The organism is Pseudomonas sp. BO3-4 (genome assembly GCF_034044115.1).
Classification (GTDB): Bacteria; Pseudomonadota; Gammaproteobacteria; order Pseudomonadales; family Pseudomonadaceae; genus Aquipseudomonas; species Aquipseudomonas alloputida.
On record NZ_CP139018.1, the window covers coordinates 3,650,557 to 3,675,420 of the forward strand.

The window sequence follows — 24,864 nt, forward strand, 5'->3', positions numbered from 1 at the left end:
CCGAATCATTTTTTTACAAACCGCCACGGGAATTTTCGCACTTTATCGACATCACATGGCGGCGCAGGCAAGAACAGCGTCGACCCTGAAAAAAAATTTACAGCCAATGTGTGACTTACCCACGAACAACGAGCATCAGTAGACATAACCCCGCGCTGCACTTCGCGATCAATGAGGCGACTTTGAAGCAACGCGGACTTCACTTCGATGTTTGGGACCATAGAGAGACCGAACCATGAATGCCCCGCTCCGTGTCAACGAAGCACTGCTGATTGCCGACCACGCCTTCGAACCTTTCCAGTGCGTAGCCTGGGATGCACCCAACGGTACTGGTGAACTGAGCCTGGCAGTGATCGACCGGACCAGCACCCGCATCGGCGCCAAGCAAGTGTCGTCGCGCATCTACTCCGACCCAGCCCAGTGGGCCAGCCTGATCGAAGAAGTGCGCGCCGAATTGTGTGAAAAGGGCTACGACCTGCAACCGTGGTCGATGCCGAAGTAATATCGGCCAGCACAACAAGTGCGTGCATGGTCACGCACTTGTACAACTTCTCTGTTGCTGTTGTGGCAACTTTCCCAATTGCGACAACGTGTCGCAACCTGCCAGTTCAATCCACCACCTTGAATTGCTGCAAGTGCTGGTAATCAGCCTGCAATTGTTCTGCCAGACGCTGCGCGCGTCCCAGGCGCACGGGCGCCAGTTCCATATCGACCAACAACGTGGCGCATGGCATCGGCTGCACGGTATTGCTGTGCTGCAGGCGACCGTCGGTGAACACCAGGCAACGCAAGGCCTCTTGCGGATGGGCTCGCTGCCGCGCCTGTAGCCAGTGCCGCGCCTGTTCCAGTGCGGCGATCAGCGGCGTGCCCCCACCTGCTCCCAAGGCCTGCAGCCAGGGTTGCAAGGCAGCGGATGCCTTCAGCCCGTGGCGCTGCCACTGTGGTGTGCGCCCGCTGGCAGTCAGCAGGGCCAGGCGGGCGCGTTGTCGATAGGCTTGGTCGAACAATGCCGCCAGCAGCCCTTTGGTCTGTGCCAGCGCCTGATGGCGCCGGGTTGAAGCCGAGGCATCGACGATCACCAGCCACAATTCTGCCGGCCTGCCTTGGCGCTGCTGCCAGCACAGGTCCTGTCGCTGGCGTGGCCGCCCTTTGAGCAAGGTCGGCAGCCAGGCTACCCGGCCGGCCGCCGCATTTCGCACGAGGCCACGGCGGGTACCGTTCTGCTTGCCTATGCCCGTTCTGGCATCCGCCCCGTTGGCTGGTGGCTGGGGGATGCTCAGGGCTTTTTTGCCCAGTTCGGCACCTCGCGGCGGGCGCCGCTGGCTACCGGCTGTGCCGGTAATGCCCCCCAGTCGCCCTGCCCACCCTGTTCGCCCGGGTTGCCGGCGCCGGGCTGCTGGTCAGGCGGCTGTGGCGCCGACGGCGGGCTGGCCTGGGGCGTCATACGGCGGCGATGGCGCAGGGCGAATTCGGCCACCGCCTCGACATCCACTTCTTCGATAGCTGCAGCCCCACGCCAGGCACAGTGGGCGCGCGCAGCGCGCAGCCACACCAGGTCGGCGCGCAGGCCGTCCACGCCGGCGGCGTAGCAGCGCTCGGTAATCCAGGCAAGCGCCTGGTCATCCAGGGCAATGTCGGCCAAGGCCTGGCGCGCCGCGTGGCAGCGCTCGCGCAGTTGCGCCTGGGCCTGGGCCCAGTGTGCGCAGAACGCCTGAGGGTCACTGTCGAAGGCCAGACGGCGGCGAATGATCTGCTGCCGGGCCTCGGGCTCCGGCAAGCCCTCCAGCGCCACGTTCAAGCCGAAACGGTCGAGCAACTGCGGGCGCAGCTCGCCCTCTTCCGGGTTCATGGTGCCGATCAGTACGAAGCGGGCGCTGTGCCGATGCGAGATACCGTCACGTTCGATACGGTTTGTGCCGCTGGCAGCCACGTCAAGCAACAGATCGACCAAGGTGTCGGGCAGCAGGTTGACTTCATCGACATACAGCACACCGCCGTCGGCCTGGGCCAGCACGCCCGGGGAAAACTGCGCCTTGCCCTGCCCCAGCGCGGCATCCAGGTCGAGGGTGCCGACCAACCGTTCTTCACTGGCGCCCAATGGCAAGGTGACGAACGGGCCTTCGCCAAGCAGGTCGGCCAGGCCACGGGCCAGGGTGCTCTTGGCCATGCCACGCGGCCCTTCGATCAGCACACCACCGATCCTGGGGTCGATGGCGGTCAGGCACAGCGCCAGCTTGAGGTCGTCTGCACCGACCACGGCCGCCAGCGGAAATTGTACGGGTTCACTCATTTCAAGCCTGTTCCTCGCCATCGAGCAGTTGGTCCTCAAGGGCTTCGCGGTAGTCGCCCGGCGCCTGCCACAAGCCGCGCTGCTGGGCCTCCAGCAGGCGCTCGGTGAGGTCGCGCAGGGCCTCGGGGTTGTGCTCGCGCATGAAATCGCGGGTTGCCGGGTCGAGCACATAGGCATCGGCCAGCCCCTGGTAATGATGGTCGTCGATCAGGTGCGTGGTGGCGTCGAAGGCGAACAGGTTGTCGACTGTCGCGGCCATCTCGAAGGCACCCTTGTAGCCGTGACGCTTGACCCCGTCGATCCACTTGGGATTGAGCGCACGCGCGCGGATCACCCGGTTCAGCTCTTCCTTGAGGGTACGGATGCGCGGTCGGTCGGCCTGGCTGTGGTCGCCATGGTAGCTGGCCACCACCGCCCCGGACAGGGTTTCCGAGGCCGCCAGCATGCCGCCCTGGAACTGGTAGTAATCGTTGGAATCGAGCAGGTCGTGCTCGTGGTTGTCCTGGTTCTGCAGCACCGCCTGCACCTTGGCCAGGCGCTGGGCGAACTGGGCGCGGGCCGGGGTGCCGTCGTCGCTGCCGCCGTAGGCATAGCCGCCGTGGTTGAGGTAGACCTCTGCCAGGTCGTCGCGGCTGTGCCACAAGCGCCCGTCGATGGCGTTCTGCACCCCGGCACCGTATGCGCCGGGTTTGGCACCGAACACCCGCCAGCCAGCCTGACGTGCAGCCTGCTCGGCATCCACGCCTTGAGCCTGCAGCGTGGCCCGTTCGCTGCGCACGCGGGCAGCCAGGGGGTTGAGGTCGTCAGGTTCGTCCAGCGCGGCCACGGCCTGCACGGCGGCGTCGAACAGGCGGATCAGGTTACCGAAGGCATCGCGGAAGAAGCCGGAAACGCGCAACGTCACATCCACCCGCGGGCGGTCGAGCAGGCTCAACGGCAAGATTTCGAAGTCGTCGACGCGCTGGCTGCCGGTGGCCCAGACAGGCCGCACGCCCATCAGCGCCATGGCCTGCGCGATGTCGTCGCCGCCGGTGCGCATGGTCGCCGTGCCCCACACCGACAGGCCGAGCTGACGCAAATGATCGCCGTGGTCCTGCAGATGGCGCTCGAGGATCAGGCTGGCCGAGGCGAAGCCCAGGCGCCAGGCTGTGGTGGTGGGCAGGTTGCGCACATCCACGGTATAGAAGTTGCGGCCAGTGGGCAGCACATCGAGGCGCCCTCGGCTAGGCGCACCACTGGGGCCGGCGGGCACGAAGCGCCCGGCCAGTGCCGCCAGCAGGCCATGCATTTCAGCCGTGCCGCAGGCGTCCAGGCTGGGTGCGACCGCTTCACGCAGGGCCTGCACTACAGCGTGCACCGGTTGCCACTCAGTCAGGTCGGGTAACTGTGCTGTGCCTTCCAGCGCCTGCCCGATCACCTGCAGTGCCAGCAGCTCAAGGCGCTCGCGGGTGTCGCCACAGGTGCGCCAAGGTTCATTGCTCATGGCCTGCAGCTGTTCAGGGCGTATGCCCTGCCACGGCTGCCCAAGGTCGCAGTCGAGCGGGTCCCAGCCCGGCACCAGTGCTTTGGCCAAAGCCCGCAGCAGGCTGGCATTGCCGCCACGGCCGTCGCCACGCTCGACCCGCAACAACGCCAGCAGCGTATCCAGGCGTAGCCGCCCCTCAGGTGACTGACCAAACACGTGCAGGCCATCGCGAATTTGCGACTCCTTCAGGTCGCACAGGTAGGTATCCAGGCGCGGCAGCCAGAGCGCCGCATCGTCCAGTTGCCCTTCCAGTTGCAATTCACGGTCGATGTGGTTGGCCTTGACCAGCTCGAGGATGTCACGCTGCAACTCGCGGGCACGCCGTGGGTCGAGCAACTGCGCTTCATAGAACTCGTCGGCCAGTTGTTCCAGGTGGCGCAGCGGGCCATAGGTTTCGGCACGGGTCAGCGGCGGCATCAGGTGGTCGATGATCACCGCCTGGGTGCGGCGCTTGGCCTGGGCACCCTCGCCCGGGTCATTGACGATGAACGGGTAGATGTTCGGCAGCGGACCCAGCAGCGCGTCCGGCCAGCACTGCGCCGACAGCCCGACGCCTTTGCCCGGCAGCCATTCGAGGTTGCCATGCTTGCCGACGTGGATCACCGCATCGGCGGCAAATGCGTGACGCAACCAGAAGTGAAATGCCAGGTAGCCGTGCGGCGGCACCAGGTCAGGGTCGTGATACACCGCGCTAGGGTCGACCTGGTAGCCCCGCGCCGGCTGGATACCGACGAAGGTCAAGCCAAAGCGCAGGCCGGCAACCATCAGCCGGCCGCTGCGGAACATCGGGTCCTGTTCGGGTGGCCCCCAGCGTTCCAGTACTGCCTGGCGGTTGGCCTGCGGCAGGCGCTCGAAGGCCACCTGGTAATCGGCCAGGCTCAGGCTCTGGGCACAGGGACGCTGGTCGAGATGGTCGAGGTCGTTGGTCACGCCACCGAGCAGCTGGTGGATCAGTTGCGTACCGCTGCCCGGCAACTCGGCCAGCGGATAGCCTTCGGCCTGCAGCGCCTTGAGGATGTTGAGTGCGGCAGCGGGCGTGTCCAGGCCGACGCCATTACCAATGCGGCCATCCCGGGTCGGGTAGTTGGCCAGCACCAATGCCACGCGCTTCTGGGCATTGGGCAGGCGGGCCAGCTCGACCCAGCGGCGGGCCAGCTCGGCGACAAAGTCCATGCGCTCGGGGTGGGCGCGGTAGCAGACAACGTCGGACTGGCTGCGCTCGCTGCGCCAGGCCATGTCCTTGAAGCTGACCGGGCGCGTGATGATGCGCCCGTCCAGCTCCGGCAATGCAATGTGCATGGCCAGGTCGCGCGCGCCCAGGCCCTGCTCGCTGGCTTCCCAGCCTGGCTGGTTGTCCTGCGCGCAGATTGCCTGAAGCACCGGGATGTCGCGGCGAAACGGGCGCAGGTTGGGGCGCTCGGGGCTGGACAAGGCGAAACCGGTGGTATTGACCAGCACTTCGGCGCCGACCTCGTCCAGCCAGGCTTCGACCTGTTCCAGGCAGGCGCTTTCCTTGAGGCTGGCCACGGCGATCGGCAACGGGTTCAGGCCGGCAGCCTGCAGGCGCTGGCAGAACACGTCGATGAACGCGGTATTGGCCGCTTGCAGGTGCGAACGGTAGAACAGCAGCGGCGCCACTGGCTGCTCGGGGTGCCAGTGCGGGTACCAGTCCTCGAGTGTCGCGCTGCCCTTGGCGGGGTGATAGACCGCCGTGCGCGGCAAAGGCTGCGGCTCGTCCCAGGCATAATCGCGGCCCAGCCACTGGCTGGCCAGGCAGTTGAACAGGTTGATGGCGTTGGCCTTGCCGCCCTGGCGCAGGTAATGCCAAAGCCGCTCGGCCTGCTCACCGCGGACGTTGCCCAGGCGGGTCAGCTCCGGGTCCGGGCGGTCATCGCCCGGCACCAGAATCAGCTGCACGCCACGGGCGGCCAGCTCGACCAGTTGTTCGACACCATAGCGCCAGTAACCAACGCCACCGTGCAGCGACACCAGGATGACCTTGGCGTGGCGCAGCACCTGGTCGACATACAGGTCGACCGAGGCATGGTTCTGCACCTGCATCGGGTTGGCCAGGCGCAGGCTGGGAAAGTCTTCGGGCAATTGCTCGGCGGTGTCGGCGAGCAAGGCCAGGTGTGAATCGCCGCTGCAGAGAATCACCAGCTCGGCGGGTGTCTGGCCGAGGTCGGCAATGCTGTCATCCGGTACGAAACCACCGGGCTGGGTCCGCAGCAGGTGCATGGGTCAGGCGCCCAGCGCCTGGCGCAGGCGCGCTTCCAGCTGGGCAGCATCGAGGTCCTGGCCGATCAGCACCAGGCGGGTGATGCGCGGCTCATCGGCGCGCCAGGCGCGGTCGAAGTGCTTGTCGAAACGGGTGCCCACGCCTTGTACCAGCAGGCGCATCGGCTTGCCCGGGATGGCGGCGAAGCCTTTGGCGCGCAGGATACCGAACTCCACCACCAACTGGGTCAATGCATCGAGCAGCAGGCTTTCGTCGGCTTCTGGCAGGTCGATGGAGATGGAGTCGAAAGCGTCGTGGTCATGATCGTCATGATCGTCGCCATCGTGGTGCGAATCGTGGTGGGTTCGGCGGCCATCGATATGCGCCTCGGACTCGGCACCCACGCCCAGCAGCACCTCCAGTGGCAGCTTGCCGCTGCTGGCCTCGATCACTTTCACCGCCGGCGGCAGTTCTTCGGCCACCTCGGCACGCACCTTGGCCAGGCCTTCGGCGTCGATCAGGTCGGCCTTGTTCAACACCACCAGGTCGGCGCTGGCCAACTGGTCAGCAAACAGCTCATGCAGGGGCGATTCATGGTCCAGGTTAGGGTCGAGCTTGCGCTGGGCATCGACCTGGTCCGGGTAGGCAGCAAAGGTGCCGGCGGCCACGGCCGGGCTGTCGACCACGGTGATGACCGCATCGACGGTGCAGGCGTTACGGATTTCCGGCCACTGGAACGCTTGTACCAATGGCTTGGGCAGGGCCAGGCCGCTGGTTTCGATGAGGATGTGGTCGAGGTCGCCACGGCGGGCCACCAGCTCGCGCATCACCGGGAAGAACTCTTCCTGCACGGTGCAGCACAGGCAGCCGTTGGCCAGCTCGTAGACGCGGCCGCTGGCTTCTTCCTCGGTGCACCCGATGCTGCACTGCTTGAGGATTTCACCATCGATGCCCAGTTCGCCGAATTCGTTGACGATGACCGCAATGCGGCGCCCTTGGGCGTTGTCGAGCATGTGGCGCAGCAAGGTGGTCTTGCCCGAGCCGAGGAAGCCGGTGACGATGGTGACGGGGAGCTTGGCCAGTGTTTTCATGTCGCATTGCCCTTGGCAGTGTGGCGCGGGCATGCAGGACGACAGCCGCAGGCCAGGCCGGCCGGGCTTGTTCGCCACCGGATCACCCCGCCCGGTTGAAAGTCGAAAACGTGACGAGGCAGGTCTCCTGGCTTGCACCGTTCCATGTCCCCGTTCAGTCGAACAGCGGGCTGGCGGGATGACGCCTTCCCGCGCGCTGGCGCAGTGGCTGTGTCGATCCGTTGTCGGTGCTTACAGTTGCGGGGGCAGCCGCGGCTTGTACCGCGTTCCCGTCTTAGCTTCGGCCAGGCCGAAGAACCTCGAAGTGGGCAAGGCTACGCAGTGGCTGGCGGGTGGTCAACCATTGCTGCCGGCTGGTCGACCATAAGGGGAGCAACTGCGCTACAGTGGCACCTTTTCAACGGACAAGGACGCCCCATGCCCCTCGCCCCCGCCCTACCGGTACTGCGCATGTTCTCGGCCGACAAGGCCAAGGCTTTCTACCTGGATTGTCTGCAGGTGCAGGGGCAGGCCCCGTTAGACAACCACCTGCGCTTTTGCCAGCAGATCGATGACGAGGCCAACCCATGAAGGCACTGGGCAAACGCGAAATAGGCCGCCTGGAGCGGGAGTTGGTGGCATGCCTGACCGATGCCTGCGAAACCGCCAAGGCGGAGATTGTCGGCTTCTGTTGGCTAACCCATCGCCTCAACCCGGAGGACTTTCCGAGCAGCCTGCGTATTACCTGGGTATTCGAGCAAGAGGCCGACAAGGCAGCGGCCGTGGTCGGTGATGCGAAGGCGCGCATGCTGGCACTTACCGCTCTGGCGCTGGAGCAAGCCGGCATTGAGCTGGACCATCCGGCCTGGCATGTGCGATTCGACAGTGAAGAAGCCTGCGCGCACGGCCACGGCGGAGACTGGGCCAAGCGCTTGCAGACGCAGCGCTGAGCCCCAACCGGCAGCCGGTGCTTTACCCGGCCCCAGACGGTCCGTTAGGCTACGCATTCTCTAAATGACGAGGTGTTCGTCCAATGCGCCATTGATGCCGCCGTCCGTTCGACGGCCAGTCTTCAGCCTCCGGTTCGTTCCGGAGATGTCGCGGCATTTGTGGAGTTGTGCATGACGAACACGTCGATTCTGACGCTGGACAGCGTCTCCTTGGCCTTGCCTGATGGCAGGCCGCTGTTTAGCAACCTCAACGAAACCTTCGACCAACGCCGCACCGGCCTGGTCGGGCGCAATGGCGTGGGCAAAAGCCTGCTAGGGCAGATTCTTGCCGGCCGGCGTGAACCGAGCAGCGGCCATTGTCGGCGCCTCGGGCCTGTCCATTTGCTGGACCAGCAAGTCATCGCGCGCAGCGCCACGCTGGCCGACCTGGCCCAAGTGGGGCCGGTGATTGCGGCGCTGGAGCGCATCGAGCAAGGCAGCATCAAGCCCCAGGATTTCGACACCGTTGGCGAGCGCTGGGATATCCGCGAGCAATTGCAGCTGCAGCTTGAGGGCCACGGGCTGGGTCAACTCGACTGGCGCCAGCCCGCACGGACCCTGAGCGGTGGCCAAGCCATGCGCGTGGCACTGATTGGCGCGTGGCTCAGCGATGCCGATTACCTGATCCTCGACGAGCCAAGCAATCACCTGGACAGCAACGCCCGTGCCCAGCTGCTGAGCATGATCGAAGCCTGGGACCGTGGCTTGCTGGTGATTAGCCACGACCGCAGCCTGCTGGCGCACATGGCACGCATTGTCGAATTATCCAGCCTGGGCTTGCAGGCCTACGGTGGCAACTACAGCCTCTATAGTGCGCAAAAAGCCAACCAGACGGCGCAGGCGCAGCAGCAACTTGCCCGGCTGAAGCAAGAGCAGCAACGCCAGGCCCGTGAACTGCAGCGCCAACGCGAAGACCTGGAGCGCCATCAAGCCCGGGCCGGGCGCCAAGCCAAGCACGCCAACCAGGCCAAGATTCTGGTCGACCGCAAGCAGGAGCGCAGCCAGGCCACTGCTGGCAAGCAGCGCCGCGACCATCGCGATGCTCGGCAAACGCTACTGGGCAAAGTGCGTGACGCCGCCCGCGAGGTGGAGCAAGACAGCGCTATTACCTTGCACGCGCCCACTCCTCAGCGTCATCCGGGCCGAGAGGTCTTGGCCTTGCAGGCACTTTGCTTGCCCCATGGCACCCGCAAAGCGCTTGACCTGCGCTTGTGCCTGGGCCAGAGCGTAGGGCTGATCGGCGCCAATGGCAGTGGCAAGTCCACCCTGCTCAGGCTGCTGAATGGGGAATTGCCAGCATCGCCCGACAATGTGCGCCTCAGTGGCGAGACCGCCCTACTCGACCAGCACTGCAGCACACTGGCAGGCAACCGCAGCGTGCTCGAACACCTGCGCCAAGCCAACCCGACGCTGGCCCAGGGAAAATTGCGCAGCCGCCTGGCGCAACTGGGCCTGGATGCGGCCCGTATCGAACTGCCCAGTAGCCTGCTGAGCGGCGGCGAGCGTATGAAGGCGGCGCTGGCCGCCGTGCTGTACCGCGAACGGCCGCTCGATCTGTTGCTGCTGGACGAACCCGGCAACCACCTTGACCTGCCATCGCTGACGGCGCTGGAAGGTATGCTTGGGCAGTTTCGCGGGGCGCTGATAGTGGCGTCCCATGATGCGGTATTGCTGGAAAACCTGGCGCTGGATGAGTACTTGCTGTTGTAGACACCGAAAAAAAAGCATCGCAGCCTATCAATTCGTGACTGGCCGTTCCCGATCCGCCAAGGATGGTTTAAGGTGGCATGGTGCGCATATAACAGCAGCCCGAGCGATCGGGCACTTGCAAGACAATGAGGGTGTCATGAGCAACGAAAGCATTAATTGGGACAAGCTGGGTTTCGACTACATCAAGACCGACAAACGCTACCTGTCCGTATGGCGCAATGGCGAGTGGGACAAGGGCACCCTGACCGAAGACAACGTACTGCACATCAGTGAAGGCTCCACGGCCCTGCACTACGGCCAGCAGTGCTTCGAAGGCCTGAAGGCCTACCGTTGCAAGGACGGCTCGATCAACCTGTTCCGCCCGGACCAGAACGCGGCCCGCATGCAGCGCAGCTGCGCACGCCTGCTGATGCCGCACGTGCCGACCGATGTGTTCATCGAAGCGTGCAAGCAAGTGGTCAAGGCGAATGAAAAGTTCGTGCCACCGCACGGCAAAGGCGCCCTGTACCTGCGCCCGTTCGTGATCGGCACCGGCGACAACATTGGCGTGCGCACCGCCCCCGAGTTCATCTTCTCGGTGTTCGCCATCCCGGTTGGTTCGTACTTCAAGGGCGGCATGAAGCCGCACAACTTCCAGATTTCCAGCTTCGACCGTGCTGCCCCACAGGGCACCGGCGCGGCCAAGGTCGGTGGCAACTACGCTGCCAGCCTGCAGCCGGGTGCTGAAGCGAAGAAGGCCAACTTCGCCGACGCCATCTACCTCGACCCGCTGACCCACACCAAGATCGAGGAAGTCGGTTCGGCCAACTTCTTCGGCATCACCGCCAACAACGAGTTCGTCACCCCGAAATCGGCCTCGGTACTGCCAGGCATCACCCGCCTCTCGCTGATGGAACTGGCGCAATCGCGTCTGGGCCTGACCGTGATCGAAGGCGATGTCGAGATCAGCAAGCTGGACCGCTTCGTCGAAGCCGGTGCCTGCGGTACCGCAGCCGTGATCACCCCGATCGGCGGCATCGAGTACAACGGCAAGCTGCACGTGTTCCACGACCTGGAAAAGGTCGGCCCGGTTACCCAGAAGCTCTACAACGAGCTGACCGGTATCCAGAGCGGCGATGTAGAGGCACCGGCAGGCTGGATCGTCAAGGTCGCCTGAGGCGCATCAGCTGTATGAAAACGGGGCATGCCAGCAATGGCATGCCCCGTTTTTCATGGGTTTATACGGTCACCTTGGGCGGTTGTACCCGCAAAGCAGGCGACGCGGGGCATGACACCGGCTGCGCCCACCCCCCCACATGTGTCCACCACCGTGGTAGGAGCGGGTTTACCCGCGAATACGGTGGCGGCAGCGACGGTGAACGGCGGGTGGAGTTGGCCAGCAGGCCCGGCCCTTTCGCGGGTGAACCCGCTCCTACGGCGGCCTGCGCCCAACAACCGACCTGTGCCCCCCATGGTAGGAGCGGGTTTACCCGCGAATACGGTGGCGGCAGCGACGGTGAACGGCGGGTGGAGATTGGCCAGCAGGCCCGGCCCTTTCGCGGGTGAACCCGCTCCTACGACGGCCTGTCCCCAACCACCGACCTGTGTCCACCTCCGATCAGTGAACCGCGCCAGGTGGCAGAATCATGCCAGGTGCCGCTGCACCAGCAGGTGCCGGGCTTTGTCGAACGCCCAGTTGTAGACCACGGTGTAGGGCAGGATGATCACGAAGAAGCCCAGCTCCACCATGAACGCCTGCAGCAGCGAAATCTCCAGCATCCAAGCCGCCACCGGCAGGCACCACACCACCAGGCCGGCTTCGAAGCCAAGACCGTGCACGAAACGCGTACTGGCCTTCCAGTTGATGCGTTCGGTTTGCACCCAGCGATCAACCAGTGCGTTGTAAACCATGTTCCACAGCATGGCGATCACCGACAGGGTCACCGCCAGCGCGCCCGCCGTTGCCAACGACTTGCCCATGATCCAGGACAGCAGCGGCGCACACAGCAGTACCGCAAAAACTTCATAGCCAACGGCGTGGACCAGGCGTTCGGTGAAAGACACGTTTTTCATTGCACATTCCATCCATTGCGGGAGTCGTGCTTCCCATTTTCTTTGATAGAACTGATACTCGCGACATAGCTACCATCGGTTTTATCAATACCATGCGTTACTCTCCCGAAGCTCTGGTCGCCTTTACCGAAGCCGCCTCACTCGGTTCGTTTTCTGCGGCGGCGCGCAAGCTGCGCAAAAGCCAGTCCACTGTCAGCATCGCCATCGCCAATTTCGAGGCCGATATCGGCTGCCCGCTGTTTGACCGCAATGGCCGCCACCCCACGCTCAATGAGGCGGGCAGGCAGGTGCTGAGCCATGTCGAGGCGATTCTCGATGCCAGCGCCCAGCTCGATGCGCTGGCAGTGCGACTGGCGCAAAATGTCGAGGCGCTGGTATCTGTGGTGATGTCGGACAGCTACAGCGTAACGTTCCAGGGGGCGGTGATGACTCGTTTCGCCCAGCACTACCCCCATACCGAGCTACGCTGCGGCCCGGCGGAGGACGCTGATGTGATCGAGATGATCCAGCAGGGCCTGGCCCATGTCGGCATCCTTGCCACACAGCCCGGCTACCCCGCCGACGTGGCCGTGGCGCGCTTGCCGGAGCAGGCAGAGTTCGGCGTGTATGTCGCCAGCGAGCATCCGTTGGCAAGCCTGGCGCAGGTAAAGGCGCAGCATCTGGAGAACGTACGACAGCTGTATATCAAGACCTATGCCCCCAGCCTGCACCATGGCCGTGGCCAAGCGTGGTCGGCACCGGATTACCTTACCCTGCTGGAGTTCGCCGTGCGCGGGTTTGGCTGGGCCGAGCTGCCCAGGGCGCTGGTAAAACGGTTTGGCAACGAGCTGGTGGAGTTGCAGATAGCGGGTTACCCCCGGCGGGTGGATATGGATGTGGCCTGGTCGAGCCGGCGTGCCTTGGGGCCGGCCGGGCAATGGCTGGTGCGACAAATGTTGGGGCAATAGTTGTGTCGCCTGCCCGAACTTGAAGTGCGCCCAGACACAACAACCGGTACACCCAGCGACAAGCCTTCCCCCCACCCCGCCCCTTAGCCTGTCACCACGCGCCGCCCCGCTGCGGCACGCACCCAAAAAGCACAAGAACAAACGTTGGTGACCTATGCAGACAGTAGATCCGATCACCCTTGCGGTTGTCCGGGGTGCGCTGGAGACAGCGCAACGCGAAATGACCCTGACCCTGGAAAAGACCGGGCGCTCCAGTGTGTTCAACCTGGCACACGACTATTCCAACTCGCTGTTCGACCACTTGCCGGAAATGATCCTGCAGGGCCAGGACATTCCCATCCACCTGGGCTCGCTGATACCGGCCATGAAATGCGTGGCCGAGTTCTTCGGCGACGACATCGCCGAAGGCGACGTGATCTACCACAACGACCCCGCCTACAAGGGCAGCCATATTCTCGACTGCTGCATGTACAAACCGGTGTATTACCAGGGCGAGCTGGTGTTCTGGACCGTCTGCAAGGGCCACCTGACCGACATCGGCGGCCCGGTGCCGGCGGGCTACAACCCCGATGCCAAGGAGATCTATGCCGAGGGCCTGCGCATTCCACCGGTCAAGCTGTGGGAAAAGGGCAAGCGTCGTGAGGACGTGATCAACTTCATGCTCACCAACATGCGCGCCCGCCCCTATCAGGAAGGCGACCTCAATGCCCAGTATGGCGCCTGCAAGGTCGGCGAGCGGCACTTGCTGGAGCTGCTGGACAAGTACGGCGTGGCACAGGTGCGTGCCTGCATCGCCGAACTGAAGAACATGGCCGACCGACACATGCGGGCGCTGTTGCGCGATGTGCCGGATGGTGACTACAGCGGCACCGCCGTGCTCGAAGATGCCGGCCACGGCCTGGGTGAACTGGCCATCACCGCCCATGTGCAGATCCGTGGCGACCAGGCCCATGTGCGCATCGAAAGCCCGCCGCAGGTGCCGTACTTCATCAATTCCTATGAGGGCAACTCGGTATCCGGGGTTTACCTGGGGCTGATGATGTTCGCTCAGGTGGCGCCGCCTTACAACGAAGGCCTGTATCGCTGCGTAACGGTCGATGTCGGCCCCAGGGGTACGCTGTGCAATGCCGAGGAACCCGCGCCTCACGTCAATTGCACCACCACGCCGATGGAAACCCTCGCCGATGCCGTGCGCACGGCACTGGAACAGGCCTCGCCACAGCGGGTAACGGCCTCCTGGGGGCATACCAGCGGCATCAACATTGCCGGCCGCGACCCGCGCAACGGCAATAGCGAGTACGTGACGATGGTGCTGGCCTCGATCATTTCCGGAGCCGGTGCCAACAAGGTGATGGATGGCTGGCACGCCTGCGGCCCGCTGTGCTGCTTCGGGGCGCTGATGAGCGGTGACATCGAGCTGCTCGAACACGCGTATCCGGTGCTGATCCACCGCTACAGCCTGATGGCCGACAGTGGTGGCGCCGGTGAATTGCGCGGTGGTTCGGGCACCCGCCTGGAGATCGAACCGCTGGACCACGCCATGACCGTGGTCGGCTTCGGCGAGGGCCGCCAGTTGCCCACCGCCGGTGCCGCCGGGGCTCGCAATGCCCTGCTCGAGCCCAAACTGGGCCGGCTGATCCATCGCCATGCCGATGGCCGCGAAGACCACTACACGCAGAACCCCATGCTCACCCTGCAGCCCGGCGAACGCATCATCAACATCAACCCAGGGGGTGGTGGCTACGGCGACCCACTGCGCCGTCGGGTCGCAGCAGTACTGGAGGACGTGCGCAACGGCCTGGTCTCGCCACAAGGCGCAGCCCTGGAATATGGCGTGGTCCTCGATGCCGATGGCCAACTGGACGAAACAGCCACCCGCCTTGCCCGCGCCCCGCGCTAACCGGAGAACACGCATGCGTAACCAATATCGCCTGGGCGTAGACGCCGGCGGCACTTTCACCGATTTCATCCTGGCCGATCGCGACGGCGGCGTGCAGCTGTTCAAGGCCCCCTCCACGCCGCAGGACGGCACCTTGGCCATTCGCGCCGGCCTGGCACAGATCGCCGACGCCACCGGGCGCAGCCCGGCCGAACTGATCGCCAACTGTGACCTGTGCATCAACGGCACCACCGTGGCCCTCAACGCGCTGATCGAGCGCACCGGCGTCAAGGTGGGCCTGCTGTGCACCGAGGGGCACGAGGACAGCCTGGAAATCCGCCTGGGCCACAAGGAAGAGGGCCACCGCTACGACGCCCACTACCCGCCGGCACACATGCTTGCCCCACGCCACCTGCGCCGCCCGATCGGTGGCCGAATCCTTGGCGATGGCCGTGAGCACAGCCCGCTGGACGAAGCCGCCATCCATGCCGCCATCGACTACTTCCGTGCCGAAGGCGTGCAGGCCGTGGCCATTTCCTTCCTGTGGTCGGTGCGCAACCCCAGCCACGAACAACGGGCCGCCGAACTGGTACGGGCTGCCCTGCCCGAGGTGTTCGTCTGCACCGGCTGCGAGGTGTTCCCGCAGATTCGCGAATACACCCGCACCTCCACCACCGTGGTCAACGCCTACCTCAGCCCGGTAATGGCACGTTACGTGGCGCGCATCGACAGCCTGTTTCAGGCACTTGGCGCACAGCAGCCAGTACGCTACTTCCAGTCCAATGGCGGGTTGGCGCCCGGGCACCTGATGCGTGAGCGCGCCGTCAACGCGATCAACTCCGGTCCGGCCTCGGCACCACAAGCCGGGTTGGCAGTAGCGAGGCCGTTCGGTATCGACAACGTCATTACCGTGGACATGGGCGGCACCTCGTTCGACATCACCCTGACCAACGCCGGACGCACCAACTTCAGCAAGGACGTGGACTTCCTGCGCCAGCGCATCGGCGTGCCGATGATCCAGGTGGAGACCCTGGGTGCCGGCGGTGGCTCCATCGCCCACCTGGACGAGTTTGGCATGCTCCAGGTCGGACCGCGCAGCGCCGGCGCCATGCCTGGGCCGGTGTGCTACGGCAAGGGTGGCCACGAACCCACGGTCACCGACGCCAACCTGGCACTTGGCTACCTGCCCGACGGCGCACTGCTGGGCGGCAGTATCCGCCTGAACCGCCAGGCCGCGCTGGACGCCATCCGGAGCACGATCGCCGAACCGTTGGGCATCAGTGTGGAACGCGCGGCATTCGGCATCACCACCCTGGTCAACCTGAACATGGTCAACGGCATCCGCCGCGTATCGATCGAGCGCGGTCACGACCCGCGTGACTTCGCCCTGATCGGCGCAGGCGGTGCGGCGGGCATGCACGTGGTGCGCCTGGCCGAAGAAATCGGCATGCACACCGTGCTGATCCCCAAGGTGGCCTCGGGCTTGTGTGCGTTCGGCCAGATCCTGTCCGACGTGCGCTACGACCAGCTCACCAGCCTGTCGATGCGCCTGGACGCCGGGCACGTCGACCTGGCGCAACTCAACCAGACCCTCACCGAACTGCGTGAGCAAGGCCTGGCCAACCTGCGCGAAGACGGTTTTGGCGACCAGGCCAGCAGCTGCCACTACACCCTGGAGATGCGCTACCTGGGGCAAATTCATGAGTGCAGTGTGGACCTGCAGCAGCACAGCCTGGACGAGGCAGGGCTGACCGCGCTGGTCAGCCGCTTCCACAGCCGCCACCAGACCCTGTACTCGTACAGCGAACCCGACAGCCCGGTGGAGCTGGTGAACCTGGAGTGCTCGGTGATCGGCCACCTGCCACGCCCGCCGCAACCCGAGCTGCAGGGGCCGGCCGAGCCCCCCGCCCCCGCCGCGCAATCCGTCCGCCCGATGCTGTTCAGTGCCGACGGTGAATGGCAGCCCACACCGGTGTTCAACGGCAACCACCTGTTGCCAGGGCAGACCGTGCATGGCCCCTGTGTGATCGAGGAAGACACCACCAACATTGTCCTGCCACCCGGCTGGCAAGCTCGCCTGGAGCCTTCGGCCACCTACCGAGTGACACGCGGGGGTTGATCTTGCGGTCGGCGCGCGCCGATCATGGGCCTGACAACCGCCCGGCAGTTTTGCGCTGCCGGGCGGTTTTTACAATAACAAGAGCTGCTTGAGTAGCTTGCCTGCAGTTCCTTTTTTCAATGCTGCCCTCTTTGAAAAAGGACCCACCATGCCCACAGAACTCTCGACCCACGGCTGGCCACAGCCTGAACGCCAGGCACGCTGGGCCGAAGCCATCAGTGACACCTATTTCCCACTGAGCCTTGAATTTGCTGCCGGACAGCCATTCGATGGCCACCTGCAGCGCTGGAGTACGCCGAGCACGCCGCTCAGCCTGTCGCGCCTGCGGTCCAGCCAGCTGGGTTACTCGCGCAGCAACGCGCATATCGGCCAGGACCATGAAGCGTTCTACCTGGTGACCGTACCGCATGGCAGCGAGGTGCACTTCGAACAGGACGGCCACCAGATCAGTTGCAGCCCGGGCGGTTTCATCGTCGAGCGCGGCGATGCACCCTACCGCTTCCACTACGGCACGCAGAACGACTTGTGGGTGCTCAAGCTGCCCGAGCGTGCGCTCAAAGCCAACCTGCTGGGGCACAAGCGCTATACCCGGCATTGCTTCGATGCCCGTCAGGGCCTGGGGCGCATCTTCGTCGAGCAACTCGACCTGTGTGCCCGCCATTTCGACACCAGCCCCCCGGCAGCCCGGCATCTACTGCTGGAACAGGCCTCCGCCACCCTGCTGCTGGCCTTGCAACAGGATGAGCGCGTGCTGGGCAGCGAAGGCAGCAACCTCAGCACCCTGCACCTGACGCGGGTCGAGCAGTACGTGCAGCAAAACCTGGGTGACCCCGAGCTGTCGCCACAAACCATCGCCAGCGCCTGTGGGCTGTCGCTGCGTTATCTGCACAAGTTGTTCGCGATCACGCCCTACACCCTTGGCGAGTGGGTACGCCGTCAACGCCTGGAGGCCGTGCACCGGCAACTGCTTGACCCGCATTGCCACCTGGCGATCGGCGAACTGGCATTTCGCTGGGGCTTTGCCGATCAGGCGCAGTTCACCCGAGCATTTCGCCAGCAGTATGGGTGCACGGCGAGCGAGGTGCGGGCTACGCGTGCGCACTGATCACAACAACGGAAAATGGCCCGCTTCCACAGGGGCACCGTCGCGTTGGCTTGGCGGGCTCAATCCCCCGCCACCACATCCACCACTTTCCAGCTGTCGTCCGGGTCAAAGCGTTTCATCTCCTTCGCCAGCCTGTCGCCATGCGGCCCGAGGTCTTTCTCGAACACTTGGCCGTCATGGCTGATCATGAAGCTCATCACCCCGGTGTCGTCGTACTTGGCCGGCCAGGCGACCATGGCGAAGCCACGGCTCATCTGGTTGCCGATCAGGTAGCTGTAGGCACCGCCCGGGGCGGATGGGCCCTGTGCGTCCAGGATGCGGAAGTGGTAGCCATACCAGGCGTCACCGACCACATCCTGGCCGAACAGCGGGCCCAACGGGCTGACGTCACCGTCGCCATTGTCATCCCAATACAGCCCGTCATGCTTGCCCGGCTCGCTGAAAATCTTCTGTGCGTACTCCAGCGCACCATCTCCGTTGTGGTCCTGGGTGGCGTAGTCCATTTGCGCATCGTGATAGGCCAGCAGCGACTGCAGAACACCCAGCTCGTTGCGCCCGATGCGACGGGCGCGAATTTCGGCACTGCCCGCCTTGAGGTCGAAGCGCCAGCCCTGGCTGCTCCTGGTCAGCGGTATGGGCAAGGTCCAGTGACCGGTGCCCACCGCCAGGATGGCCTTGCCCTCGCCTGACATGTCGATGCTGTGCTGTGCGCGATACTGCTCGAGAAAGGTATCCACATCGCTGCGTTGCACACCACCGCGCGGTATATAGGTGCGCCAGTCATCGCCCAGCAACTGGGCCAGGCGGGCTTCATCAGGTTTTTCCTGGCCCAGCGCCGCGACAAAGGCTTCCACGGCCTTCTCCGGCGTTGGGAAGGCTTGCTGGGCGGCGGCCATGAACGACCAGGCCAAACCTGCCGTCAGCAGCAATGCAGCCAGTGTTGGGCGCTTCATCGACGGCCTCCTGCGCCGCGACGCGCGGGCGCACTGGGCCGGGAGATCGGGTGCCCGGCGGCACGAGACGCACCTGGCCGCTGAGCGAACGACTGGCTGGTATGGCCGCGGTTGGCCTGCACGCTGGTGCGCGACGGCGAGCGCACACCGTCGAAGGCATTGTTGCGGGCACGGCCTGCCGTATTGGCAGGACGGCTCTGCGCCGGCTGCCGCACCTGGCCGTCGCCCTGCCGGCGTTGATTGGCCAGGTTGCCGTTCTGCTGGCGGCCTTGATCAGTGCGGGTTTCCTGCCGACGGTCAGTCGCCCGCGCGCCATCATCACGGGACGGCATGCGGTTGCCGTCAGGATTGCCTGCCTTGGCCTCGCGCATTTGCTCGCGGGCCTGACGGTTACTGGTAGCCGGCCGTTCGATACCTGCGCGGTCCATCGATGCCCGGGCTTTGTCTCGGGCCTGGGCCCGTTGGGCGTCGTCGCCGCGGAACGCGGTGCGCTGAGTGGCACCGTCCAGCTGGCGGCCGTACTGCTGACGGCTGCGAGAATCGCGGTATGGCACCCCGTCGCGGTTGGCGGCATTGTGCTGCCATTTGTTCTGGTTGTTGGTGATGCGGTTGTTGACGTTGAGGTTGTTGTAGCGGTTGACGTCAATGTCGATGTCATTGTTGTCCCAGTCGCAATCGCCCCACAACGAGGCGACGATCGCCACGCCGGTACCGAAGGCCAGGCCGGCCACCAGCGCGGAACCGGGGTAGTACATGGGCGGCGGCGGGTAATACACCGGCGGCGAGGCCGGGTAGGCCCACGTACCATAGGTGGTGGTCGGGTTATAGCTGGGCACATACACCACTTGCGGGTCGGCCGGCGCGATGACGATGGTGGTGGGCGGGCTGCTGGCCGCTGCCCCTTGGGTGCTACTGCCGCTTGCGGCTGGCGCCGGTGCAGGTGCGGTCTGCACGGTGACGTGCTGGTACTGGCTGCTCTGCAGATTGCCGGCGGCCTGCGCCTGGTGGCGCAAACGCTGCACGCTGCCCATGACATCATCGGGCTGGGCGAGGAAAGCATCGCCCAGGCGCTGCACCCAGACCGGGTCCTGGCCAAGCGTTGCCAGCACCTGCGGGAAGGCCACCAGTGCCTGTACGCTAGGGTCCCAGGGCTGCTTGGCCACTTGCCTGACCGCATCGTCGCCGGTGGCCCTGGGGTTGGCCTTGGACCAGGTCACGGCTTCATTGACCTGCCCCGGGTAGGTTGACGCCATCAGCACCTGAGCCAGCAACTGATCAGGGTACAAGGCAATGGGGGCCAGCATCTGGTCAAGTTGCTCCTGGGAGAACACCGGGTCCTTGGCCACGGGCGTGGCAGCGGATGGCGCCGGATCCGGCGCGGGCACGTCTTCGGCCAGCACCAGGCCCGGGGCAGCGCTCAGGCAAAGCAGTGCCGACAGGACAGCAAACAATGGCATGCGCATCGCTTATCCCCACAAGGTCAGACCGCGTGGGTTAAGGGTAGCAATGGCAGTGCTTTTGACCAGACGAGGGGACGCTAACTTTTCGCGCTTCAACGGTGGGATGGTTGATGCATTTGAGTCTATAGGTGGGCTTCGCCGGAACCGTCGATAGTCACTATCGAGCGGGGCAATTTCTAACGAACGCTGTGGCCGCATAACCTAGCGCCATCCCCACGCTGCTTCCTAGACTGCCCTGGAGCTAACCAATGAATACCTTGGCCCGCCAGCTGTCCGCCACCCTTGTCGCTTTTGCCATCGCCGTGATCAGCGGCTGTGCCAGCCACCCTGAACTGCGCCCGTACACCGCCGAGGAAACTCGCCAGTTGCAACTGGAAGCCTTGCAGCGCCGCGGCCTGTCACTGGACAATTACGAGCAGCAACGGCGGGTGATCCTGCGTGCCGGTAACCTGCCTGTCGTGACCGAGGCCGCCGACGCTGAACGTTCGACCAAAGGCTGAACGGGCTAACCGGCGGTTCCCTCCCTCCACTTGCGCAGGTATCCTCTACCGCTCAACCGCAAGCCTTCCAGGACGGAGACCATGATCAGGCCCCTTCTGTTGCTGAGTGCTGCGCTGCTTTTAAGCCCCGCGTCGCAAGCCCAGCAGATGAAACGCCAACTGGGCGATTTCGACTTCACACTCGGCACCACCCCCTCACGCAGCATGGCGCAAGGGCTTATCTCACCCAGTGCCGTTGGCGCATTCCATGGCGGGCTAGACCTCAGCCACCCCAATGGCTGGTACCTGGGCCAGTACGCCCCAAGCATGGGCGTCACCCCTGACTCGACCCTGCGCCTGGACAGCTACCTGGGCTACAAGCACCATTTCGACAGCAGCCTGGGCTACGAGGTAGGGCTGATCCATTACAGTCAGCCCAATATCGCAGGCCCCGACAGCTACGCCCTGTATGGGGGGATTTCGGTGCTGGGCAGCCGCTTCGGCGGGGCGCTGCGCGACAACCCCGACAACCGCACGGGCACGCTGTTCGCCGACTTCGGCCATCTGCCGATGTTCGACGTCGACTTCACCGTCAAGCTCGCCCACCACCGCCTGGGCACGCCGTTCACCATTGGCGATGGCAGCCAGGTGAATACCTTTTCCGATTGGTCACTGGAGCTGTCGCGGCCCTGGCTGGGCATCGACCTGAACCTGATCTACAGCAACTCCAGCCTGAGTGGCGCGAGCTGCGATGCCTATTCGGGCATCAATACCTATTGCGACAGCGTGGTCACACTCAAGGCCCAGCGCAGCTTTTTTTAACGGCGCGGCGCCAGCGCCAGGGCAATGCCGCCCAACACCACCACACAGGCGATCAACAAGCGCAACGACACCGACTCGCCGATCAGGGCAACCCCGCCCAGTGCGGCAATCACCGGCACGCTGAGCTGCAGGGTCGCCGCCTGTTGCGCACTGATCTGCCTGACCACGCCATACCAAACGGCATAGCCTGCGCCAGAAGCCAGCACACCGGAACCCAAGGCATACAACAAGCCAAGTGGCGTGAGGTGCGGGCCGGCCCCCAGCAACAGCATCGGTAGCAGCAGCACCAGGCACGGCAAGCTGCGGGCAAAATTGCCGGCAGTGTCGGCCAGCGGCCTGGGCGAGCCTTTGCCCAGTAGCGTATATACCCCCCAGGCCACACCGGACAGGGCCATCAGCAAGCCACTGGCCAACGGCGGCGCCGAGACGCCAGGCAACAGCAGCACCAGCAGGCCGGCAAAGGCGATCAGCATGCCCAGCAGCATGCGTACCGTGATGTGTTCGCCCCTGTACCACGCAAAGCCGAACATGGTGATCTGCACGGCACCGAACAGCAACAACGCCCCCCCCCCTGCCCCCAGTTGCAGGTACGCCGCAGAAAACAGGAACGCGTACAGGAACAGGGCCAAGCCGCCCCACCAACTGCCGCCCATGGTGTGCACCGGGCTGCGCAGGCGAATCAGCAACAGCAGAAACAGCGCACCACTGGCCAGGCGGACCATGGTGAAGGACACCGGGTCGATGGCCCCGTCCTTCAGCGCCAGCCGGCAGAACACCGAGTTGGCGGCAAACGCCACCAGGCTGAAAAGGGCAGGCCAAAGCCAGGCGCTGGTCTTGCGGTCAGTAAGCGTGGTCGTGCCTGTACTCATGGTGTGGTCACCTCTGAGCGGGATTGTTGTTATAGCGGCATTTAGTCAGGACCGGCACCGATATACAAGGAAGAATCCACCGTGGAGGATGGCACCGGCTACGCCGGTGTTCGCGGGTAAACCCGCACCTACGGGCGACCGTGCCGGCTTTTCAGGTTTTGAGCAAGACGGCGGCTACTGCTTCGATCTCCACCAGCATGCCGTCCAGCGCCAGCCGGGGCACCGGTATCAGTGTGCAGGTCGGTTTCATGTGCCGCCCCCAGGCCCTGTCGGCCTCAGCCACCCATTGGTGCAGGCGCGCTTCTGAATGCTCGACAATCAACAGGGTCAGCTTGAACACCTGGGCCAGGCTGGCACCTTTCGACGCCAGGGCCCGTTCCAGGTTGGCCAGCGCCTGGCGGGCCTGTTCGGCGAACACGGGTGACAACTGGCCCTGGCTATCCTCCCCACCCTGACCGGCGATGAACAGCAGACGGCTGTCAGCGCGCACTTCGGCGACATGGGAGTAGGCATTGCCACTGGGGTCGTAGAGGCCTTCGGGGTTGCTTAGCTGGAATGCGCTTGATGGGGTCACGACAAGCCCTCGCACGGTTGAAAGAGCGCCGGAGTATCGGACCTTAAGCTAACTCGAGGTCAAGCATAAAGTAGGAAATTTCGTACAAGGCATCGTCATGTCAAAACCACGCGTGTGTTTGCGCAGTGGCTGTAAGGCCGTAGGCTCTGTACGAAAAGTCTTGAGACGCAGGTCAGGCAAGGCGAAAACAGCCGAGGAACGGCCGGGGTCGCGCCCGACTGTACTGGAGTACATGAGCATTCCGAGGCTGTTTTCAACGCAGCATGAACAAGTATCAAGGCTTTTCGTACAGAGCCTAGTGTGGTGTTTTGCAAATACGGCCAATAACTCGCGAGCGATTTTTGCGTTCAGGCAAGGCGTCGCGACGAGTCGTAGCCCAGCTACGGCGAGGAGCGACAACGCCGCATGAGCGCAAAAAGCGCCGCGAGTTATGGTCGTTATTTGTGAAACACCACACTAGATTGCAAAGCCCGGCATGGAGGCCTTTAACCAACAAGGAAAAACCGATGAGCAAATTTGATTTTCAGCTGGCCTATACCATCAAGCCGCACAGCGCTCCACGCGATGAAACCGATGCGGCACAGGCACGTCTGCACCTGCGGGAAAAGCTCGGCCTGGACACCGTCGAGCACATTGAAACCACGCTGCTTGGCATGATCACGCTCAATGGCACCACCCTCGCTGACCGCAAGCGGGAAGCTGAAAAGCTGGTCCGCGATTACATCCATGACGCGCTCAAGGAACTGCGCGTACTGTCCACCGTGAAGTTCTACGGCTGCCTGATGGTGGACGGGCTGGGGCCAGCCATGCGTTTCGACATCCTGCCCAAATGACCCTCGACGGCCTCAGGCGCCCCCGCGCCCGAGGCCGCAAACCGTCATTTTTCCTGCAGCACCGCCCTGCCCTTCACCGCCCGCGGCCCACGCCAGGCCCAGAACAGCAAACCGGGGAAGGGTGCGTAGACCACGAAGACGATCCACAGCATCTTGCGCTCGGCGCGCCGTTCACTGCCGATGATGTGCCAGATGGCCCAGATCTCCAGCAGAATGACCAAGGCTGCGATGATGATCCAGATCGTACCGATTTCCATGAGCGCTCTCCCAATGGCATGTATTGGGTTGGGTTGCTGCAAGCGCTGAGGGTTCAGATTGATTTGACTCACCGCGCCTCTTTGCAGGCGCGGCGAAAAGGCCTTATTGCCGTGGTGCATTCTCCAGCGCAGCCTTCAACGCCGCTGCATCGGTGAACGCCCGCTGGCTGACCAGCACGCCCTGCTGCAGTTGTAACCACTGCACCTGGCCCTCCTGCCCGGGGTAACGGCTGGCCACTCGCCCATCACGGTCGAGCAGCACCCGGTAGCTGTAATCGCGCATGGCCGGGACAGCGAAGAGTTTGCTGATCAGCGCAGGCATGCGCTGAATGTCGGCCACGAATACAGCGGCGCGTGCTTCCAGGTAGCCCTTGGGCTGCTCGGCCAGTGCCGCCTTGACCAGCTTGGCACCGTCCATATCGCGCGCCACCAGCAGTATCTGCGTGTCGGCAGCAAGGCTGTAGGCCTGGTCGTACTGGTCGAGCAGTGTGAACGGGGCAAGCTTGTCGCCCTGCTCCAGGGCGTTGGCCAGCAACGGCAACAGGCTGAGCAACACTACAGCGGCATATCTCATCAGGGGCATCCTCAATGACGGAAGGTCAGCATAGCGGTAAAGCGCCAGGACAGGCAGGTTTGCCTGAACACGACCTGTAATACGACACAGCCACCGGGGAGATTGTCTTTCCTCCGGGCACCGTCCACACTCTGCGGGC

Annotated in this window: 23 protein-coding genes and 1 riboswitch; of the genes, 12 read left to right on the top strand and 11 right to left on the bottom strand. The window is 64.3% G+C overall.

Features of this window, described 5'->3' with window-relative positions; all coding sequences use genetic code 11:
• Positions 1–235 precede the first annotated feature (235 nt).
• Positions 236–502, top strand: a complete 267-nt coding sequence (locus REH59_RS17005; protein ID WP_003247923.1) for a hypothetical protein — start codon at positions 236–238, stop codon at positions 500–502.
• 106 nt (positions 503–608) lie between these two features.
• Here the strand turns inward: REH59_RS17005 and REH59_RS17010 are convergent, their stop codons facing one another.
• From REH59_RS17010 to cobW, 4 genes are all read right to left on the bottom strand, one after another.
• On the bottom strand, positions 609–1,199 hold the full coding sequence (locus REH59_RS17010; protein WP_012052138.1) for a vWA domain-containing protein: 591 nt from the start codon (positions 1,197–1,199) through the stop codon (positions 609–611).
• Between the two features lie 77 nt (positions 1,200–1,276).
• Entirely contained in the window at positions 1,277–2,290 is a 1,014-nt protein-coding gene (locus tag REH59_RS17015) for an ATP-binding protein (protein ID WP_004577135.1), read from the bottom strand.
• Between the two features lies 1 nt (position 2,291).
• The gene (gene cobN, locus REH59_RS17020; RefSeq protein WP_014860000.1) at positions 2,292–6,053 is read right to left on the bottom strand and encodes a cobaltochelatase subunit CobN; all 3,762 of its coding nucleotides are present in this window, start codon (positions 6,051–6,053) and stop codon (positions 2,292–2,294) included.
• 3 nt (positions 6,054–6,056) lie between these two features.
• Positions 6,057–7,124, bottom strand: coding sequence for a cobalamin biosynthesis protein CobW (gene cobW, locus REH59_RS17025; protein ID WP_003247913.1), 1,068 nt, complete (start codon positions 7,122–7,124; stop codon positions 6,057–6,059).
• 99 nt (positions 7,125–7,223) lie between these two features.
• Positions 7,224–7,441: riboswitch (cobalamin riboswitch) on the bottom strand.
• Between the two features lie 100 nt (positions 7,442–7,541).
• Between cobW and REH59_RS17030 the strand changes: the two genes are divergently transcribed.
• The 4 genes from REH59_RS17030 (at position 7,542) to REH59_RS17045 (ending at position 10,958) form a co-directional block, all read left to right on the top strand.
• Positions 7,542–7,694, top strand: a complete 153-nt coding sequence (locus tag REH59_RS17030; protein WP_004577132.1) for a hypothetical protein — start codon at positions 7,542–7,544, stop codon at positions 7,692–7,694.
• The gene (locus REH59_RS17035; protein WP_004577131.1) at positions 7,691–8,053 is read left to right on the top strand and encodes a hypothetical protein; all 363 of its coding nucleotides are present in this window, start codon (positions 7,691–7,693) and stop codon (positions 8,051–8,053) included. Before REH59_RS17030 ends, REH59_RS17035 begins: the two co-directional genes overlap by 4 nt.
• A gap of 171 nt (positions 8,054–8,224) precedes the next feature.
• Positions 8,225–9,802, top strand: a complete 1,578-nt coding sequence (locus REH59_RS17040; protein WP_320450330.1) for an ATP-binding cassette domain-containing protein — start codon at positions 8,225–8,227, stop codon at positions 9,800–9,802.
• A 136-nt stretch (positions 9,803–9,938) separates the two neighbouring features.
• Complete coding sequence (locus REH59_RS17045; protein WP_003247906.1) at positions 9,939–10,958, top strand: branched-chain amino acid aminotransferase; 1,020 nt, start codon at positions 9,939–9,941, stop codon at positions 10,956–10,958.
• Between the two features lie 467 nt (positions 10,959–11,425).
• On the opposite strand, the gene REH59_RS17050 is transcribed toward REH59_RS17045, so the two are convergent.
• Positions 11,426–11,854, bottom strand: a complete 429-nt coding sequence (locus REH59_RS17050; protein ID WP_004577017.1) for a multidrug/biocide efflux PACE transporter — start codon at positions 11,852–11,854, stop codon at positions 11,426–11,428.
• 92 nt (positions 11,855–11,946) lie between these two features.
• On the opposite strand from REH59_RS17050, the gene REH59_RS17055 reads away from it, so the two are divergent.
• From REH59_RS17055 to REH59_RS17070, 4 genes are all read left to right on the top strand, one after another.
• A complete protein-coding gene (locus REH59_RS17055; protein ID WP_128573754.1) occupies positions 11,947–12,801 on the top strand; it encodes a LysR family transcriptional regulator in 855 nt (284 codons plus the stop codon).
• A gap of 220 nt (positions 12,802–13,021) precedes the next feature.
• Positions 13,022–14,701 carry a hydantoinase B/oxoprolinase family protein gene (locus REH59_RS17060; RefSeq protein WP_014860992.1) on the top strand — a complete coding sequence of 560 codons (1,680 nt, stop codon included), beginning with the start codon at positions 13,022–13,024 and terminating at the stop codon, positions 14,699–14,701.
• A gap of 13 nt (positions 14,702–14,714) precedes the next feature.
• Positions 14,715–16,799 carry a hydantoinase/oxoprolinase family protein gene (locus tag REH59_RS17065; protein ID WP_014860991.1) on the top strand — a complete coding sequence of 695 codons (2,085 nt, stop codon included), beginning with the start codon at positions 14,715–14,717 and terminating at the stop codon, positions 16,797–16,799.
• Between the two features lie 148 nt (positions 16,800–16,947).
• Positions 16,948–17,904 carry a helix-turn-helix domain-containing protein gene (locus REH59_RS17070; RefSeq protein WP_003247896.1) on the top strand — a complete coding sequence of 319 codons (957 nt, stop codon included), beginning with the start codon at positions 16,948–16,950 and terminating at the stop codon, positions 17,902–17,904.
• A gap of 59 nt (positions 17,905–17,963) precedes the next feature.
• Here the strand turns inward: REH59_RS17070 and REH59_RS17075 are convergent, their stop codons facing one another.
• Together REH59_RS17075 and REH59_RS17080 are read right to left on the bottom strand one after the other, a co-directional pair.
• The gene (locus REH59_RS17075) at positions 17,964–18,857 is read right to left on the bottom strand and encodes a DUF2950 domain-containing protein (protein ID WP_014860990.1); all 894 of its coding nucleotides are present in this window, start codon (positions 18,855–18,857) and stop codon (positions 17,964–17,966) included.
• Entirely contained in the window at positions 18,854–20,320 is a 1,467-nt protein-coding gene (locus REH59_RS17080) for a DUF3300 domain-containing protein (RefSeq protein WP_265536663.1), read from the bottom strand. The genes REH59_RS17075 and REH59_RS17080 overlap by 4 nt, the downstream gene beginning before the upstream one ends.
• Before the next feature lie 245 nt (positions 20,321–20,565).
• Here REH59_RS17080 and REH59_RS17085 point away from each other — a divergent pair, with 245 nt between their 5' ends.
• Positions 20,566–20,817, top strand: coding sequence for a hypothetical protein (locus REH59_RS17085; RefSeq protein WP_012052127.1), 252 nt, complete (start codon positions 20,566–20,568; stop codon positions 20,815–20,817).
• Positions 20,818–20,898: 81 nt separating this feature from the next.
• A complete protein-coding gene (locus tag REH59_RS17090; RefSeq protein WP_003247889.1) occupies positions 20,899–21,618 on the top strand; it encodes a TorF family putative porin in 720 nt (239 codons plus the stop codon).
• On the opposite strand, the gene REH59_RS17095 is transcribed toward REH59_RS17090, so the two are convergent.
• Positions 21,615–22,487, bottom strand: coding sequence for a DMT family transporter (locus REH59_RS17095; protein ID WP_014859019.1), 873 nt, complete (start codon positions 22,485–22,487; stop codon positions 21,615–21,617). The genes REH59_RS17090 and REH59_RS17095 overlap by 4 nt on opposite strands.
• 151 nt (positions 22,488–22,638) lie before the next feature.
• Positions 22,639–23,061: a RidA family protein gene (locus tag REH59_RS17100; protein ID WP_014859020.1), complete on the bottom strand. Its 423-nt coding sequence runs from the start codon at positions 23,059–23,061 to the stop codon at positions 22,639–22,641.
• A 506-nt stretch (positions 23,062–23,567) separates the two neighbouring features.
• Between REH59_RS17100 and REH59_RS17105 the strand changes: the two genes are divergently transcribed.
• Positions 23,568–23,894: a hypothetical protein gene (locus REH59_RS17105; protein WP_003247879.1), complete on the top strand. Its 327-nt coding sequence runs from the start codon at positions 23,568–23,570 to the stop codon at positions 23,892–23,894.
• Between the two features lie 44 nt (positions 23,895–23,938).
• On the opposite strand, the gene REH59_RS17110 is transcribed toward REH59_RS17105, so the two are convergent.
• Positions 23,939–24,151, bottom strand: coding sequence for a PLDc N-terminal domain-containing protein (locus REH59_RS17110; protein WP_003247877.1), 213 nt, complete (start codon positions 24,149–24,151; stop codon positions 23,939–23,941).
• A gap of 103 nt (positions 24,152–24,254) precedes the next feature.
• Positions 24,255–24,725 carry a hypothetical protein gene (locus REH59_RS17115; RefSeq protein ID WP_012052122.1) on the bottom strand — a complete coding sequence of 157 codons (471 nt, stop codon included), beginning with the start codon at positions 24,723–24,725 and terminating at the stop codon, positions 24,255–24,257.
• Positions 24,726–24,864 lie beyond the last annotated feature (139 nt).

Coding starts and splice junctions, on each gene's coding strand:
- REH59_RS17005 (WP_003247923.1), top strand. CDS start 236: ATGAATGCCCCGCTCCGTGTCAACGAAGCACTGCTGATTGCCGACCAC.
- REH59_RS17015 (WP_004577135.1), bottom strand. CDS start 2,290: ATGAGTGAACCCGTACAATTTCCGCTGGCGGCCGTGGTCGGTGCAGAC.
- cobN (WP_014860000.1), bottom strand. CDS start 6,053: ATGCACCTGCTGCGGACCCAGCCCGGTGGTTTCGTACCGGATGACAGC.
- cobW (WP_003247913.1), bottom strand. CDS start 7,124: ATGAAAACACTGGCCAAGCTCCCCGTCACCATCGTCACCGGCTTCCTC.
- REH59_RS17030 (WP_004577132.1), top strand. CDS start 7,542: ATGCCCCTCGCCCCCGCCCTACCGGTACTGCGCATGTTCTCGGCCGAC.
- REH59_RS17035 (WP_004577131.1), top strand. CDS start 7,691: ATGAAGGCACTGGGCAAACGCGAAATAGGCCGCCTGGAGCGGGAGTTG.
- REH59_RS17040 (WP_320450330.1), top strand. CDS start 8,225: ATGACGAACACGTCGATTCTGACGCTGGACAGCGTCTCCTTGGCCTTG.
- REH59_RS17045 (WP_003247906.1), top strand. CDS start 9,939: ATGAGCAACGAAAGCATTAATTGGGACAAGCTGGGTTTCGACTACATC.
- REH59_RS17050 (WP_004577017.1), bottom strand. CDS start 11,854: ATGAAAAACGTGTCTTTCACCGAACGCCTGGTCCACGCCGTTGGCTAT.
- REH59_RS17055 (WP_128573754.1), top strand. CDS start 11,947: ATGCGTTACTCTCCCGAAGCTCTGGTCGCCTTTACCGAAGCCGCCTCA.
- REH59_RS17060 (WP_014860992.1), top strand. CDS start 13,022: ATGACCCTGACCCTGGAAAAGACCGGGCGCTCCAGTGTGTTCAACCTG.
- REH59_RS17065 (WP_014860991.1), top strand. CDS start 14,715: ATGCGTAACCAATATCGCCTGGGCGTAGACGCCGGCGGCACTTTCACC.
- REH59_RS17070 (WP_003247896.1), top strand. CDS start 16,948: ATGCCCACAGAACTCTCGACCCACGGCTGGCCACAGCCTGAACGCCAG.
- REH59_RS17075 (WP_014860990.1), bottom strand. CDS start 18,857: ATGAAGCGCCCAACACTGGCTGCATTGCTGCTGACGGCAGGTTTGGCC.
- REH59_RS17080 (WP_265536663.1), bottom strand. CDS start 20,320: ATGCGCATGCCATTGTTTGCTGTCCTGTCGGCACTGCTTTGCCTGAGC.
- REH59_RS17085 (WP_012052127.1), top strand. CDS start 20,566: ATGAATACCTTGGCCCGCCAGCTGTCCGCCACCCTTGTCGCTTTTGCC.
- REH59_RS17090 (WP_003247889.1), top strand. CDS start 20,899: ATGATCAGGCCCCTTCTGTTGCTGAGTGCTGCGCTGCTTTTAAGCCCC.
- REH59_RS17095 (WP_014859019.1), bottom strand. CDS start 22,487: ATGAGTACAGGCACGACCACGCTTACTGACCGCAAGACCAGCGCCTGG.
- REH59_RS17105 (WP_003247879.1), top strand. CDS start 23,568: ATGAGCAAATTTGATTTTCAGCTGGCCTATACCATCAAGCCGCACAGC.
- REH59_RS17110 (WP_003247877.1), bottom strand. CDS start 24,151: ATGGAAATCGGTACGATCTGGATCATCATCGCAGCCTTGGTCATTCTG.
- REH59_RS17115 (WP_012052122.1), bottom strand. CDS start 24,725: ATGAGATATGCCGCTGTAGTGTTGCTCAGCCTGTTGCCGTTGCTGGCC.